This window comes from Enterobacter cloacae complex sp. 2015409 (assembly GCF_041365315.1).
Lineage (GTDB): Bacteria > Pseudomonadota > Gammaproteobacteria > Enterobacterales > Enterobacteriaceae > Enterobacter > Enterobacter pseudoroggenkampii.
Genome location: NZ_JBFTVM010000001.1, coordinates 349,185 through 364,962 on the forward strand (window position 1 = coordinate 349,185; position 15,778 = coordinate 364,962).

The window sequence follows — 15,778 nt, forward strand, 5'->3', positions numbered from 1 at the left end:
CTCGGCTGTGTTATAATTTGCGACCTTTGAATCCGGGATACAGTAGAGGGATAGCGGTTAGATGAGCGACCTTGCGAGAGAAATTACACCGGTTAACATCGAGGAAGAGCTGAAGAGCTCCTATCTGGACTATGCGATGTCGGTCATTGTTGGCCGTGCGCTGCCGGACGTCCGCGATGGCCTTAAGCCGGTACACCGTCGCGTACTATACGCCATGAACGTATTGGGCAATGACTGGAATAAAGCCTATAAAAAATCTGCCCGCGTCGTCGGTGACGTCATCGGTAAATATCACCCGCATGGTGATACCGCCGTTTATGACACCATCGTTCGTATGGCGCAGCCATTCTCCTTGCGCTACATGCTGGTAGATGGCCAGGGTAACTTTGGTTCAGTCGACGGCGACTCCGCTGCGGCGATGCGTTATACGGAAATCCGTATGTCGAAAATCGCTCATGAGCTGATGGCCGACCTGGAAAAAGAGACCGTTGATTTCGTCGATAACTACGACGGCACCGAGCGCATCCCAGATGTGATGCCCACCAAGATCCCGAACCTGTTGGTTAACGGTTCGTCCGGTATCGCGGTCGGTATGGCAACCAACATTCCGCCGCACAATATCACCGAGGTGATCAACGGCTGCCTGGCCTATATCGACGATGAAGACATCAGCATTGAAGGGCTGATGGAACACATCCCGGGCCCGGACTTCCCGACGGCGGCGATCATCAACGGTCGTCGTGGTATTGAAGAAGCGTACCGCACCGGTCGCGGCAAGATTTACATCCGTGCCCGCGCCGAAGTGGAAGCGGACGCTAAAACCGGCCGTGAAACCATCATTGTTCACGAGATCCCGTATCAGGTGAACAAAGCGCGTCTAATTGAAAAAATCGCCGAGCTGGTAAAAGAAAAACGCGTTGAAGGCATCAGCGCGCTGCGTGACGAGTCTGACAAAGACGGTATGCGCATCGTGATTGAGATTAAACGCGACGCGGTGGGTGAGGTTGTGCTGAACAACCTGTACTCCCAGACTCAGCTTCAGGTCTCCTTCGGTATCAACATGGTTGCACTGCACCATGGTCAGCCGAAGATCATGAACCTGAAAGAGATCCTGAGCGCGTTCGTGCGTCACCGCCGTGAAGTGGTGACCCGCCGTACCATCTTCGAACTGCGCAAAGCGCGCGACCGTGCGCACATCCTTGAAGCGCTGGCGGTTGCGCTGGCCAACATCGACCCGATCATCGAACTGATCCGTCGTGCGCCAACCCCGGCGGAAGCGAAAGCTGCCCTGATTTCCCGTCCGTGGGATCTGGGTAACGTCGCCGCGATGCTGGAACGTGCGGGCGATGACGCAGCGCGTCCTGAGTGGCTGGAACCTGAATTCGGCGTGCGTGACGGTCAGTATTACCTGACTGAACAGCAGGCCCAGGCGATTCTGGATCTGCGTCTGCAGAAACTGACCGGCCTTGAGCATGAAAAACTGCTCGACGAATACAAAGAGCTGCTGGAACAGATTGCTGAGCTGCTGCACATCCTGGGCAGCGCAGAGCGTCTGATGGAAGTGATCCGTGAAGAGCTGGAACTGGTCCGCGATCAGTTCGGCGACGAGCGCCGCACCGAAATCACCGCGAACAGCTCTGATATCAACATTGAAGATCTGATCAACCGCGAAGACGTGGTGGTCACCCTGTCTCACCAGGGCTATGTGAAGTATCAGCCGCTGACCGACTACGAAGCACAGCGTCGTGGCGGTAAAGGCAAGTCTGCGGCACGTATTAAAGAAGAAGACTTTATTGACCGCCTGCTGGTGGCTAACACCCATGACACGATCCTCTGCTTCTCCAGCCGCGGTCGTCTGTACTGGATGAAAGTCTATCAGCTGCCGGAAGCGAGCCGTGGCGCACGTGGTCGTCCAATCGTTAACCTGCTGCCGCTGGAAGCGGACGAACGTATCACCGCCATCCTGCCGGTACGCGAGTACGAAGAGGGCGTGAACGTCTTTATGGCGACCGCCAGCGGCACCGTGAAGAAAACCGCGCTGACCGAGTTCAGTCGTCCGCGTTCCGCTGGGATCATCGCGGTGAACCTGAACGAAGGCGACGAGCTGATCGGTGTGGATCTGACCTCCGGTTCTGATGAAGTGATGCTGTTCTCTGCGGCCGGTAAAGTGGTGCGCTTTAAAGAGAACGCCGTCCGTGCGATGGGTCGTACCGCGACGGGCGTTCGTGGTATCAAGCTGGCTGGCGAAGACAGCGTGGTTTCTCTGATTATTCCGCGCGGTGAAGGGGCTATCCTGACCGTAACGCAAAATGGTTACGGTAAACGTACGGCGGAAGGGGAATACCCAACCAAGTCTCGCGGCACGCAGGGCGTTATCTCTATCAAAGTTACCGAGCGCAACGGTTCCGTTGTGGGCGCGGTGCAGGTGGACGATGCGGACCAGATCATGATGATCACCGATGCCGGTACGCTGGTGCGTACCCGCGTGTCTGAGATCAGCGTGGTAGGGCGTAATACCCAGGGCGTAATCCTCATCCGTACAGCGGAAGATGAGAACGTGGTGGGTCTGCAGCGCGTTGCTGAGCCGGTGGATGATGAAGAGCTCGATTCCATCGACGGTAGCGTTGCGGAAGGCGATGATGATATCGCGCCGGAAGTCGACACTGACGATGACGCAGCGGATGATGCTGACGAGTAATGTCTTCTGATGCAAAAAAGGGCCGGATTCCGGCCCTTTTCTTTTGCATAAGCAGATAAGTCAACGTTGCGACCTGGCGCGTTTACCGCTACCTTAACCACATTCTTTTGACCCCGACGGCGGAGCCTCGCCCCCTTGAAATACCTCGTCTCCTTTCGTACTACGCTGAAAGTCTCTCGCTATCTGTTTCGGGCGCTGGCGCTCTTGCTTTGGCTGCTGGTGGCCTTGTTCTCGGTGTTTTACATCGTTAACGCGCTGCACCAGAAAGAAGCGGAGATCCGCCAGGAGTTTAACTTAAGCTCCGACCAGGCCCAGCGCTACATTCAGCGAACGTCTGACGTGATGAAGGAGCTGAAGTATATTGCCGAAAATCGTCTGACGGCGGAAAATGGCATCCTTGCGCTTCGCGGGCGTGATGACAAAACCGAAGTCCCGGATTTCCAGCCGCTGTTCCCGGACTCCGATTGCTCCACCATGAGCAATTCCTGGCGCGGGTCGCTGGAATCCCTCGCCTGGTTTATGCGCTACTGGCGCGACAATTTCTCCGCCGCCTATGACCTGAACCGCGTCTTCCTGATTGGCAGCGAGAATCTCTGCATGGCTGACTTTGGCCTGCGCGACGTGCCCGTTGAGCGCGACGATGCGCTGAAAAGCCTGCATGAACGTATTGTCAAATACCGCAATGCGCCGCAGGACGAGCGCGGGAATAACATCTTCTGGGTGAGCCAGGGCCCGCGCCCGGGCGTAGGCTATTTCTACGCCCTGACGCCGGTGTATCTCGGTAATCGCCTGCAGGCGCTGCTGGGGATTGAGCAGACCATTCGCATGGAAAACTTCTTCACCCCGGGCAGCCTGCCCATGGGGGTGACCATTCTGGATGAAAACGGTCATCAGCTGATCTCGCTTGCCGGGCCGGATAACCGGCTTAACGTCGAACCCCACTGGATGCAGGAGCGGTCGTGGTTTGGCTATACCTCGGGTTTCCGCGAGCTGGTGCTGAAGAAGAGCCTGCCGCCTTCCTCGCTGAGTATCGTCTATTCGCTGCCGGTGGATATGGTGCTTGAGCGGATACGCATTCTCATCATGAATGCCATTCTGCTGAACCTGATCGCGGGTGGGGCGCTGTTCACCCTGGCGCGCATGTATGAGCGGAAAATCTTTATTCCCGCCGAGAGCGACGCCCAGCGGCTGGAGGAACACGAGCAGTTTAACCGGAAGATTGTCGCTTCGGCGCCGGTGGGGATCTGTATTCTGCGTACCCAGGACGGGACCAACATCCTGAGTAACGAACTGGCGCATAACTACCTGAATATGCTGACGCATGAGGACCGGCAAAGGCTGACGCAGATTATCTGCGGTCAGCAGGTTAACTTTGTCGACGTGCTTACCAGCACGCACACCAACCTGCAGATTAGCTTTGTCCATTCCCGCTATCGCAATGAAAACGTGGCGATTTGCGTGCTGGTGGATGTCTCCGCGCGCGTGAAAATGGAAGAGTCGTTGCAGGAGATGGCGCAGGCGGCAGAGCAGGCCAGCCAGTCGAAATCCATGTTCCTTGCGACCGTCAGCCACGAGCTGCGAACGCCGCTGTACGGGATCATCGGTAACCTCGACCTGCTGCAGACGAAAGAGCTGCCGAAAGGGGTCGACAGGCTGGTGACGGCGATGAACAACTCCTCCAGCCTGCTGCTGAAAATCATCAGCGATATTCTCGACTTCTCTAAAATTGAGTCTGAGCAGCTGAAAATCGAGCCGCGGGAGTTCTCGCCGCGCGAGGTCATGAACCATATCAGCGCCAACTATCTGCCACTGGTCGTGCGTAAACAGCTGGGGCTCTACTGCTTTATTGAGCCGGATGTGCCGCTGACGCTGCACGGCGATCCGATGCGCCTGCAGCAGGTCATCTCTAACCTGCTCAGCAACGCCATTAAATTCACCGATACCGGCTGTATTGTGCTGCACGTCTGTCGGGCGGGGGATTACCTGAGCATTCGCGTGCGCGACACGGGCGTCGGCATCCCGGCGAAAGAAGTGGTTCGTCTGTTCGATCCGTTCTTCCAGGTCGGTACCGGCGTGCAGCGTAACTTCCAGGGAACCGGACTGGGGCTGGCGATTTGTGAGAAGCTCGTCAGCATGATGGACGGTGATATCTCGGTGGATACCGAGCCCGGCATGGGCAGCCAGTTCACCATCCGCATTCCGCTCTATTCGGCGCAGTATCCGGCAAAATCCACGGTAGACGGGCTGAGCGATAAGCGCTGCTGGCTGGCGGTGCATAACGCCTCGCTGAATGACTACCTGACGGCGCTGCTTGCCCACAGCGGCGTGAGGGTGTGCCGCTATGAAGGTCAAACCCCGGACGTGGACGATGTGCTGATCGCCGACGAGATGCCGGATCAGCCGTGGCAGGGAAGAGGGTCGGTGCTCTTCTGTCGTCGCCACATCGGCATTCCTGTCGAGCGTGCGCCTGGGGAATGGGTACACAGTGTCGCAACCCCGCACGAGCTGTTGAGCCTGCTGGCGCGCATCTACAAAGTGGAGCTGGAAGAGCGCGACGGCGCGGGCGGATTGCCGTCACCCGAGTCTCTGGCGTCAGTGAATGACGATATGATGATTCTGGTGGTGGATGACCATCCGATTAACCGCCGCCTGCTGGCTGACCAGCTTGGATCGCTGGGCTACCAGTGCAAAACGGCCAATGACGGTGTGGATGCGCTGAACGTGCTGAGTAAAAATCATATTGATATCGTACTTAGCGACGTCAACATGCCAAACATGGACGGCTACCGTCTGACGCAGCGCATCCGACAGTTGGGCCTGACGCTGCCGGTGGTGGGCGTAACGGCGAACGCGCTGGCGGAAGAGAAGCAGCGCTGTCTGGAGTCAGGCATGGACAGCTGTCTGTCGAAACCGGTGACGCTGGACGTGCTGAAGCAGACATTGTCGATTTACGCGGAGCGCGTGAGAAAAACAAGAATATAAAAAAGGCCCGCAAGGGCCTTTTAAGCTTTTCACCCTCTCCCGGTGGGAGAGAGGGGCGGGGTGAGGGCATCAGGCCGCACACCCGTTGAGATCAATCCTTGTCCGTTGCGCTCAGCGTAACGGAGGAGAGATAGTTCAGCAGTGCAATATCGTTGTCCACGCCCAGCTTCATCATCGCTGATTTCTTCTGGCTGCTGATGGTTTTAATGCTGCGGTTCAGCTTCTTGGCGATCTCGGTCACCAGGAAACCTTCGGCGAACAGGCGCAGAACTTCACTCTCTTTCGGCGACAGGCGTTTGTCACCGTAGCCACCCGCGCTGATTTTTTCCAGCAGACGAGAGACGCTCTCAGGCGTGAACTTCTTGCCTTTCTGCAGCGCAGCAAGCGCTTTTGGCAGATCGGTCGGTGCGCCCTGTTTCAGCACAATCCCTTCGATGTCCAGATCCAGTACCGCACTCAGGATCGCCGGGTTGTTGTTCATGGTCAGAACAATGATCGAGATATCCGGGAAGTGACGTTTAATATATTTGATGAGCGTGATTCCATCACCGTACTTGTCTCCAGGCATGGAGAGATCGGTAATGAGCACGTGTGCATCAAGCTTTGGGAGGTTATTGATCAGTGCTGTAGAGTCTTCAAATTCACCGACTACATTCACCCACTCGATCTGTTCAAGTGATTTGCGAATACCGAACAGTACAATCGGATGGTCATCGGCAATAATTACGTTCATATTGTTCATGTATAAGGCTACCTTGCTACAGCAAGCTTTTGACGTAGGCGTCAATGTCGCTGATGTATTTTTCAATGCCAGAGGCATCTTTCTCACGAATTAGATGTTCCAGCGTTTCACATAACTGCTTGCCGGGAACCAGATTAAGCATGGCAAACACCCCTTTAAGCCGGTGTGCTGTCTGTGCCAGCGCTGCAAAATCATTCGCAGCGGACTCAGTATACAACCGCTTAACATCATCTGGTACTGTATCAACAAAGAGTGAATAGTATCCGCTGGCGTGAAGCTCGGCATTTTCATTGCCGCCTAACGGGGATTCCGCTATCTCTTCCTGCGCCAGCTGCTCTTCTATTAGTTGTAGTACAGCTTCCTGCATCGCATTGCTTATATTAAAGTTGACGCGCAGCTGGCCAGGGCCGATTTTCCGCACGCCTGACTCATCATCGCTTAAAAGCAAGCCGGAGGCAGTAAGATTAGACGGATTATCAGTTAAAAACAGATCAAATTCTTGACTTGCAAGTCTTTCATCCGGCGTGATGCAGGCCGCACCCCAGTTTTCTAACTGGCGAACGACAATATTGCGGATCTCGTTCGAGGTCACATCGACCATCACCACAACATCATCCAGCAGACGTTCTTCATCTTCTTCCTGCGGATTGGCCGCCATTTTCACGTGCAGAGAATAACGGGTGCCGAGGGATTCACGGGCTTTGATATTCAGATGGCCGCCGAGCTTACGCGCCAGCTGATCGCACAGCCAGAAGGTCAGGGCATTGGCCTTGCCGTAGCGATCGCTTTGCGTGTCATTCAGGAACGGGAAGTGCAGATTATCAATTTCACTCGTGGTGACGCCTTCCCCGGTGTCCAGGATGCGGAACGTCAGGCGGTCTTCTGCTGATTCCTCAGTGCCAACTTCGAGGGTGATCTTGCCAATCTGCGTGGTGGTCACGGCGTACTGAATAATCATCAGCAGAATACGCCGCAGCGCTTCACGATCGCCGTGGCGTTCGTCATTCGCAGGGAGATTGTTATTGATCAGCAGCTGCAATCCTTTGCGCTTAATGACGGGCAGTACTTCCGGCACCACTTCATCGATCAGTTCCTGAATGGAGAAGAGGGTTGGGGTTCCCTTCCAGAAATCATTCTCCAGCATGTTAGCCAGCTGGATCTCATCAACCATTCTCACCAGCGAATCGGCCTGGCAGGCAAGCTGGTGGCTTTCAGCGGTGTTTAACGCCGCCGCCTGGGTTGCCAGCGTTTTTAACGGCTGCTTGAAGGCATCGCCAATGTTCTGCATGAATGCGGCGCGCCCCTGCTGGTTTTTCTCATACAGTCTTTGTGCCTGCTTGAGCTTTTTATTGACCAGCACTTCGCGATCCTGGTCGCGAATAATGAAGATTTGCGTGCGGGGAGCCACCTGGCTGCGGAACTGACGGATTTCGTACAGTTCATTGTTGATGGTGGCTTGAATCACCCCCTGATGCTGATCCGCCATGGTGGTGATGTTCTGCAGGTTAAGATGCGGCAGCAGATGGTCGGCAATTTTGTTGCTCATCACCGTACGATTCGCCTCCTGGTCGTGAACTAAGACCCCAAGCGGCAGCACGGAAACAATCTCTTCATTCAATGCACGCAATACGCGCAGCTCATTGCTGGTGCCGGCCGGAACCGCAGAGGCGTCGCTCTGACGACCCGACTGGAAACGGAAGGTGCTGTAGCCAAACAGCGCCAGCGCCAGCAGACCGATATTTAACAGCAGAGGCAGCAGGATATTTTGCAGGGTATCGAGCAACAGCGTGCCAAACGGCACCTGCCACACCAGACGCATACCGGTTGAATTCAATGATGAGGCAATTTCGATTTTCGAGCCGTTAAAGGAGATCGATACGCTCTCTGCGGCCTCTTTGTCAGACGCCGCCCGCATGTTCTGGGTGCTGCTGTCGGGCTCCAGACGGAAGCTGTCGAGCGGCATGTCCGGCGGGATTAAATCATTAATCGGTAAATCGAAGGCCACCACCGTCGCCAGGTGTCCTGGCTGGTTGAACGTAGTGCGCAGGGTAAAATAATGACCGTTTTGCCAGGCCAGACGACGGAGGGAAGAGAAGCTCTCACGTTCATCAAGGGCATTCGCCTGCTGCAGCATCTCTGCCCGGCGGGAATCGACGATGCTGCCCACGGTGGTCTCTTTAAACCCGGAAGAGAGATCTTTTAACGGCAGCGTGGAGATCAGGATCATGCTGTTGTCCTGACCGTTCAGATAGTACATCGACCATGGCACCGTTTCGGCACCCCAGAGGGTATCCAGATAGGTCGAAATACGCTGCGTCATCTCAAGCGTCGCGCTGTCGTGAGAGCCAAAAATAAGCGCCTCGGTCTTACGCTGCGGTTTTTCGAGATAGTAGACATCCTGCTTAAGCCGTGTCTCCTGAAGTCCATCTCCGGACGAGGAGGCCGGGGCGGCCGCGATATTGTCGTAAATCTGCCAGGTGGCGTAGCGCCAGGTATCGATGCGCTTATGCACGGCATGGGTGATATCGACGACCTGATAGCTCTTATCCTTCAGCCAGGCGTTAACCGCGCTTTGTACCATCACCCCCATGGTCACTAACAGCACAACGATCAGAAGAAGAAAGAAACGGGTGATGCTCCCGGGAAGGAGGGAAAATTTGCTCGGGGCGGTAGTTTCAGTCTGACTCATTGATATCTTTAACCCGTCATGGTCATGCTCTGTGGCGATAGGGCAGTATAAAGGGTAATAACTGAATTTCCAGCGCCACTGCCCGGGAAGAGTCGACTTTTTCAACGGACAATATCGGCGGCAGGTGGCGCACTAAACATGTACAAACACGCCGTGCGCGTACAAATAATAAGTGCGCTTAGACAGCAAATAGCACGAATTAACAAGAAATTAAGTTTTACATCAATATTTCGCCAGCGAAGGATAGCGGTGAAGATTTAGTTAATAGTCGTTACAGTTTCGGTGCGGTAGCACAAAAAATGAGAAGTTACGTAAAGAAAGGTAAAAAAAAACCGAATGCGAAGCATTCGGCTCAATTAGGGATAAACAGACATTCAAAACTGAATGACGGTAATAAATAAAGTTAATGATGATAGCGAGAGATATTTTAGAGATTAGGCGCGATCTTGTTTTGTCATTCAGTGCTGTAACGATTTTTATTATAAGTATTTGATTTTCATGTGTGTTATTTTTCTTTTGATTATAAGTGCTAAATTTCTAAGCTATTTGTGCTTTGTAAAAGTTCCTTGATATTTACATTTTGAAACATGTTCATCGATAAATGAAACATCTTCAAAGTTTTCGTATCATATTCGCATTGGATTATTCTGTGATTTTGCGGAGAATGAAATTGCCGACTGGTTAATGAGGGTTAACCAGTAAGCAGTGGCAATTATAAGGCATATAACAGAGGGTTAATAAAATGAAAGTTAAAGTACTGTCCCTCCTGGTACCAGCACTCCTGGTGGCAGGCGCAGCAAATGCGGCCGAAATTTATAACAAAGATGGCAACAAATTAGATCTGTACGGTAAAGTTGATGGTCTGCACTATTTCTCTGACGACAAGGGTAACGACGGCGACAAGACCTACATGCGTCTTGGCTTCAAAGGCGAAACTCAGGTTAACGATCAGCTGACCGGTTACGGCCAGTGGGAATACCAGATTCAGGGCAACACCACTGAAGGTGACAATCAGTCCTGGACGCGTGTGGCGTTCGCGGGTCTGAAATTCGCTGAGGCGGGTTCTTTCGATTACGGTCGTAACTACGGCGTAATCTACGACGTAACTTCCTGGACTGACGTTCTGCCAGAATTTGGCGGCGATACCTACGGCGCTGACAACTTCCTGCAGCAACGTGCTAACGGCGTCGCGACCTACCGTAACCAGGACTTCTTTGGTCTGGTGGACGGCCTGAACTTTGCTCTGCAGTATCAGGGCAAAAACGGCAGCGTAGAGGGTGAAAACACTAACGGTCGCAGCCTGCTGAACCAGAACGGCGACGGCTACGGTGCATCCGTGACCTATAACCTGGGCGAAGGCTTCAGCGTGGGTGGTGCGATGTCCTCCTCCAAACGTACCGCCGACCAGAATGCAGCTGGCGTATACGGTAATGGCGATCACGCAGAAGTCTATTCTGGTGGCCTGAAATACGATGCCAACAACATCTATCTGGCAGCGCAGTACTCTCAGACCTACAACGCAACCCGTTTCGGTACTTCTAACGGCAGCAACCCGACTACCGCTTACGGCTTCGCTAACAAAGCGCAGAACTTCGAAGTGGTTGCTCAGTACCAGTTCGACTTTGGCCTGCGTCCATCCGTGGCTTACCTGCAGTCTAAAGGCAAAGACATCGAAGGTTACGGCGATCAGGATCTGCTGAAATATGTTGATGTGGGTGCGACTTACTACTTCAACAAAAACATGTCCACCTATGTGGATTACAAAATCAACCTGGTTGATGAAAATGAATTTACCCGTCAGGCGGGTATCGGTACTGACGATATCGTCGCGCTGGGCCTGGTTTACCAGTTCTAATCGCGTCATCGTGTGACGTAAGGGGCCTGATGGCCCCTTTTTTGTGCCTCTCTGATTCTCACAACTCACCCGTTTTGGTGTACTCTTGCCGCCCTGGCATGAGGATAATAATGAATGGACATGACTTTTTTACGCGCCAGCTTTCTGGCTATGCTTTTTTTCCTGACCGCGTGTAACGATCCCACACCCGTGGCGAAAACCGACGCACCCGCCGCGACGGTGCTCGAAGGCAAAACGATGGGGACCTTCTGGCGCGTCAGCGTGATGAACCTCGATAAAACACGCACAGACGAACTTCGCGGCAAAATCCAGTCGCAGCTGGACGCCGACGATCAACTGTTGTCGACCTATAAAAATGACTCCGCGCTGATGCGCTTTAACCTCTCAACCAGCACCTCCCTGTGGCCGGTGAGCGAGGCGATGGCCGATATCGTGACCGAGGCAATGCGCGTGGGTTACAAAACCAACGGGGCGATGGATGTGACCGTCGGCCCTCTGGTGAATCTCTGGGGATTTGGCCCGAATAAACAGCCGGTGAAAACGCCCGAACAGGCGGCCATTGATGACGCCCGCGCCAGGACAGGGCTGCAGCATCTGACGGTGATCAATCAGTACGGGCAACAGTACCTGCAAAAAGATATCCCCGATCTGTTTGTCGATCTGTCGACGGTCGGGGAAGGCTATGCGGCGGATCATCTTGCTGCGCTGATGGCCCAGGAAGGTATTTCACGTTATCTGGTCTCCGTGGGCGGCGCGCTGGTCAGCCGGGGTATGAACGCCAGCGATAAGCCGTGGCGCGTAGCGATTCAAAAGCCGACCGATCGGCAAAATGCCGTGCAGGCGATAGTGGATATCAACGGACATGGCATCAGTACCTCCGGCAGCTACCGTAACTATTACGAGCTTGAGGGGAAGCGTATTTCGCACGTTATCGATCCACAGACCGGGCGCCCCATCACGCATAACCTGGTCTCGGTGACGGTTATTGCCCCCACCGCGCTGGAAGCGGATGCCTGGGATACCGGATTAATGGTTCTCGGCCCGGAAAAAGCCAAAGAGGTGGTTCGTCAGGAAGGGCTGGCGGTTTATATGATCACCAAAGAGGGCGACGGGTTCAAAACCTGGAGCTCGCCGCAGTTCAACAGTTTCCTGGTCAGCGACAAAAATTAAAAAGCAAGGTTGCGGGTTTTTTATCAGTGGCGCTCAGGCACGCTCTATGTATGCTTGTAAGAGGAGCCGATAATGAGAAACTCAACCTTTATTACCGATGAGGATCGCTGGCAGGCCGTGCTGGCCCGCGATCCGATCGCTGACGATCAGTTTGTCTTCGCCGTGCAGACCACGGGTATTTTCTGCCGCCCGTCATGCCGTGCCCGCCACGCGCTGCGTAAAAATGTCCGCTTTTATCCTGATGCCCATCATGCCGTACAGGCAGGCTTTCGTCCGTGCAAGCGCTGCATGCCGGACAAACTCGATCCGCAGGCGCAGAAGCTGGCGAAAGTGGAACAGGCCTGCCGTCTTCTGGAGCAGGATCCTGCGCTAACCCTGGAGGGGCTGGCGCAGAAGGTTGCCATGAGTCCTTTCCATTTCCACCGTCTGTTTAAGGCCGTGACCGGCATGACGCCAAAAGCCTGGCAGCAGGCGGCACGGGGCCAGCGCCTGCGCGCCGCGCTTGCGCAGGGAGACAAAATTACCGACGCCGTGCTGGCGGCGGGGTTTCCCGACAGCAGCAGCTATTATCGTAAAGCCGACGATGCGCTGGGCATGACGGCGAAGCAGTACCGTAAAGGAGAGGTGGCCGTGCGGTATGCCATCGATAATTGTTCGTTAGGACGCTGTCTGGTCGCAGAAAGCGAGCGAGGGATCTGCGCGATTCTGCTGGGTGACACCGATGCGGAAGTCACCGCAGAGCTTGCCACGCAATTTCCAAAAGCTGCGCACGCACCGCTGGACGACGCCTTTGTGCAGCGGATCCACCAGGTGATTGCCAGTATTGATAACCGGGACGTACCGCTTGCGCTGCCGCTGGATATTCGCGGAACCGCGTTTCAGCAGCGCGTCTGGCAGGCCCTTCGCAACATTCCCTGCGGCGAAACGGCAAGTTACCAGCAGGTGGCGCAGGCGATTGGTCAACCTAATGCGGTACGCGCCGTAGCAGGCGCCTGTGCGGCAAACACGCTGGCGATTGTGATCCCCTGTCATCGCGTGGTTCGTAATGACGGTGCGCTGTCGGGTTACCGATGGGGGACGGCGCGAAAAGCGCTATTACTGAAACATGAGGCGAAACGCCGGGAGGGATAATGCTCGATCTTTTTGCGGATGCTGAACCCTGGCAGGAGCCGCTTGCGCCGGGGGCAGCGATCCTGCGCCGCTTTGCACTCTCCCGTGCGGCGGCGCTGCTTGCCGGTATTGAAGAGGTCACGGCGGTTTCACCGTTTCGCCATATGGTGACGCCGGGCGGCTACACCATGTCGGTGGCCATGGCCAACTGCGGCGAACTGGGCTGGGCGACAAACGAACGTGGGTATGTGTATGCTCCAAGCGATCCCACGACCGACCGGCCGTGGCCTCCCATGCCTGCGGTTTTTCAGACACTTTGTCACGAGGCTGCCGTGGCTGCAGATTATCCTGACTTTCGCCCTGATGCCTGTCTGATTAACCGCTACGCCGTCGGTGCGAAGCTCTCGCTGCATCAGGACAAGGATGAGCCCGATCTGCGCGCGCCTATCGTTTCGGTATCGTTAGGTCTGCCCGCCGTCTTCCAGTTTGGGGGATTACGCCGCAACGATCCGCTCAAACGCATTATGCTGGAACATGGTGATGTGGTGGTGTGGGGCAGGGAATCTCGGCTTTATTATCACGGCATTCAGCCGCTGAAACCCGGGGTCCACCCCCTCACGGGCGAGTACCGTTATAACCTGACCTTCCGTCAGGCGGGGATGCGTAAACAAAAATAAGAATTATTCTTGATGTACGCGCCTGGCAGTTTACACTGCTGGCTGATTTTTATTGTCCGGATTGCCTGCATGCAACTACTTCTCCTTGTCTGGCGTCAGTATCGCTGGCCCTTCATTGCCGTAATGGCGTTAAGCCTTGCCAGCGCCGCGCTGGGTATTGGCCTGATCGCGTTTATTAACGTGCGGTTGATTGAAATGGTCGACACCTCGCTCTCCGTATTGCCGGAGTTTCTTGGCCTGCTGCTGCTGCTGATGGCGGTTACGCTCGGCTCCCAGCTGGCGCTGACCGCGCTCGGCCACCATTTCGTTTTTCGTTTGCGCAGTGAGTTTATCAAGCGGATCCTGGACACCCAGGTCGAGCGCGTTGAGCAGCTCGGCAGCGCCTCGCTGCTGGCGGGGCTGACCAGCGACGTACGCGCCATTACCATCGCGTTCGTTCGTTTGCCGGAGCTGGTGCAGGGGATCATTCTGACCTTTGGATCGGCCGCTTATCTCGCCTGGCTCTCCAGCAAAATGCTGGCGGTGACCGCGCTGTGGATTGCCATTACCATCTGGGGCGGCTTTGTGCTGGTGTCGCGCGTCTACAAACACATGGCGGTGCTGCGTGAAACCGAAGATAAGCTCTATAACGATTACCAGACGGTACTGGAAGGGCGCAAAGAGCTCACCCTGAACCGCGAGCGCGCCGAGTATATCTTTAACCATCTCTATATCCCGGACGCGCGCGAATATCGTCATCACATTATTCGCGCCGATACCTTCCACCTGAGTGCGGTGAACTGGTCAAACATCATGATGCTGGGTGCCATTGGCCTGGTATTCTGGATGGCGAACAGCCTGGGCTGGGCGGACACCAACGTCGCGGCAACCTACTCGCTGACGCTGCTGTTTTTGCGCACGCCGCTGCTCTCGGCGGTCGGCGCGTTGCCTACCTTGCTGAGTGCGCAGGTGGCCTTTAATAAGCTCAAAAAATTCGATCTCGCGCCGTTTAAGGCCGAATTTCCGCGCCCGCAGGCCTTCCCGAACTGGCAGACGCTGGAGCTGCGTAACGTCACGTTCCGCTATCAGGACAGCGCCTTCTCCGTGGGGCCGGTTAACCTGACGATCCGCCGCGGCGAGCTGCTGTTTCTGATTGGCGGCAACGGCAGCGGTAAATCGACGCTGGCGATGTTGCTCACCGGGCTTTATCAGCCGCAGTCGGGCGAGATTTTACTGGATGGCAGAGCGCTGAGCGCGGAGAAGCCCGAGGATTACCGCAAGCTTTTCTCGGCGGTGTTCACCGACGTCTGGCTGTTTGATCGGCTGCTGGGTCCGGAAGGGCAGCAGGCCAATCCTGCGCTGGTGGAAAAATGGCTGGTGCAGCTGCAGATGTCGCACAAGCTGGAGCTACAGGACGGGAAGATCCTCAATCTGAAGCTTTCCAAAGGGCAGAAAAAGCGCGTGGCGCTGCTGCTGGCGCTGGCGGAAGAGCGTGACATCATTCTGCTGGATGAGTGGGCGGCGGATCAGGACCCGCACTTCCGCCGCGAGTTTTATCAGGTGCTGCTGCCGCTGATGCAGGAGATGGGCAAAACCATTTTCGCCATCAGCCACGACGATCACTACTTCATTCATGCTGACCGCCTGCTGGAGATGCGCGACGGCAGGCTCAGCGAGCTGACCGGTGAAGAGCGCGATGCAGCCTCGCGTGATGCAGTGGCGCGTACGGCCTGAAGCCCTCACCCAAACCCTCTCCCACAGGGAGAGGGGATAGATCGTGGCCGTAATGCCGCTTTTTTCTCCATCCCGCCCCGTTGTTTATTCTTATTTACATATCCCCGCGCTATGCTTAACCCCAACTCATTTAATGGATTTA

General features: G+C 55.3%; 9 protein-coding genes. 7 read left to right on the forward strand and 2 right to left on the reverse strand.

The features are described from left to right. Nucleotides 1-61: 61 nt before the first annotated feature. Complete coding sequence (gene gyrA / locus ACDO57_RS01620; protein ID WP_024908202.1) at nucleotides 62-2,698, forward strand: DNA topoisomerase (ATP-hydrolyzing) subunit A; 2,637 nt, start codon at nucleotides 62-64, stop codon at nucleotides 2,696-2,698. A 135-nt stretch (nucleotides 2,699-2,833) separates the two neighbouring features. After that, entirely contained in the window at nucleotides 2,834-5,680 is a 2,847-nt protein-coding gene (gene rcsC / locus ACDO57_RS01625) for a two-component system sensor histidine kinase RcsC (RefSeq protein ID WP_061714731.1), read from the forward strand. Nucleotides 5,681-5,771: 91 nt separating this feature from the next. Here the strand turns inward: rcsC and rcsB are convergent, their stop codons facing one another. Together rcsB and rcsD are read right to left on the reverse strand one after the other, a co-directional pair. Beyond that, on the reverse strand, nucleotides 5,772-6,422 hold the full coding sequence (gene rcsB / locus ACDO57_RS01630) for a response regulator transcription factor RcsB (RefSeq protein ID WP_003859405.1): 651 nt from the start codon (nucleotides 6,420-6,422) through the stop codon (nucleotides 5,772-5,774). 16 nt (nucleotides 6,423-6,438) lie between these two features. Then, on the reverse strand, nucleotides 6,439-9,111 hold the full coding sequence (gene rcsD / locus ACDO57_RS01635) for a phosphotransferase RcsD (protein ID WP_090419925.1): 2,673 nt from the start codon (nucleotides 9,109-9,111) through the stop codon (nucleotides 6,439-6,441). Nucleotides 9,112-9,853: 742 nt separating this feature from the next. Between rcsD and ACDO57_RS01640 the strand changes: the two genes are divergently transcribed. From ACDO57_RS01640 to ACDO57_RS01660, 5 genes are all read left to right on the forward strand, one after another. After that, the gene (locus ACDO57_RS01640; protein WP_024908199.1) at nucleotides 9,854-10,966 is read left to right on the forward strand and encodes a porin OmpC; all 1,113 of its coding nucleotides are present in this window, start codon (nucleotides 9,854-9,856) and stop codon (nucleotides 10,964-10,966) included. Nucleotides 10,967-11,080: 114 nt separating this feature from the next. Then, on the forward strand, nucleotides 11,081-12,136 hold the full coding sequence (gene apbE, locus ACDO57_RS01645; protein WP_032646590.1) for an FAD:protein FMN transferase ApbE: 1,056 nt from the start codon (nucleotides 11,081-11,083) through the stop codon (nucleotides 12,134-12,136). 72 nt (nucleotides 12,137-12,208) lie between these two features. After that, the gene (ada, locus tag ACDO57_RS01650; protein WP_370883442.1) at nucleotides 12,209-13,267 is read left to right on the forward strand and encodes a bifunctional DNA-binding transcriptional regulator/O6-methylguanine-DNA methyltransferase Ada; all 1,059 of its coding nucleotides are present in this window, start codon (nucleotides 12,209-12,211) and stop codon (nucleotides 13,265-13,267) included. Further along, nucleotides 13,267-13,923 (forward strand): DNA oxidative demethylase AlkB, encoded by a 657-nt coding sequence (gene alkB / locus ACDO57_RS01655; RefSeq protein WP_290093458.1) that lies wholly within the window; start codon nucleotides 13,267-13,269, stop codon nucleotides 13,921-13,923. The genes ada and alkB overlap by 1 nt, the downstream gene beginning before the upstream one ends. Nucleotides 13,924-13,992: 69 nt before the next feature. After that, complete coding sequence (locus ACDO57_RS01660; RefSeq protein ID WP_370883443.1) at nucleotides 13,993-15,636, forward strand: multidrug ABC transporter permease/ATP-binding protein; 1,644 nt, start codon at nucleotides 13,993-13,995, stop codon at nucleotides 15,634-15,636. Nucleotides 15,637-15,778 lie beyond the last annotated feature (142 nt).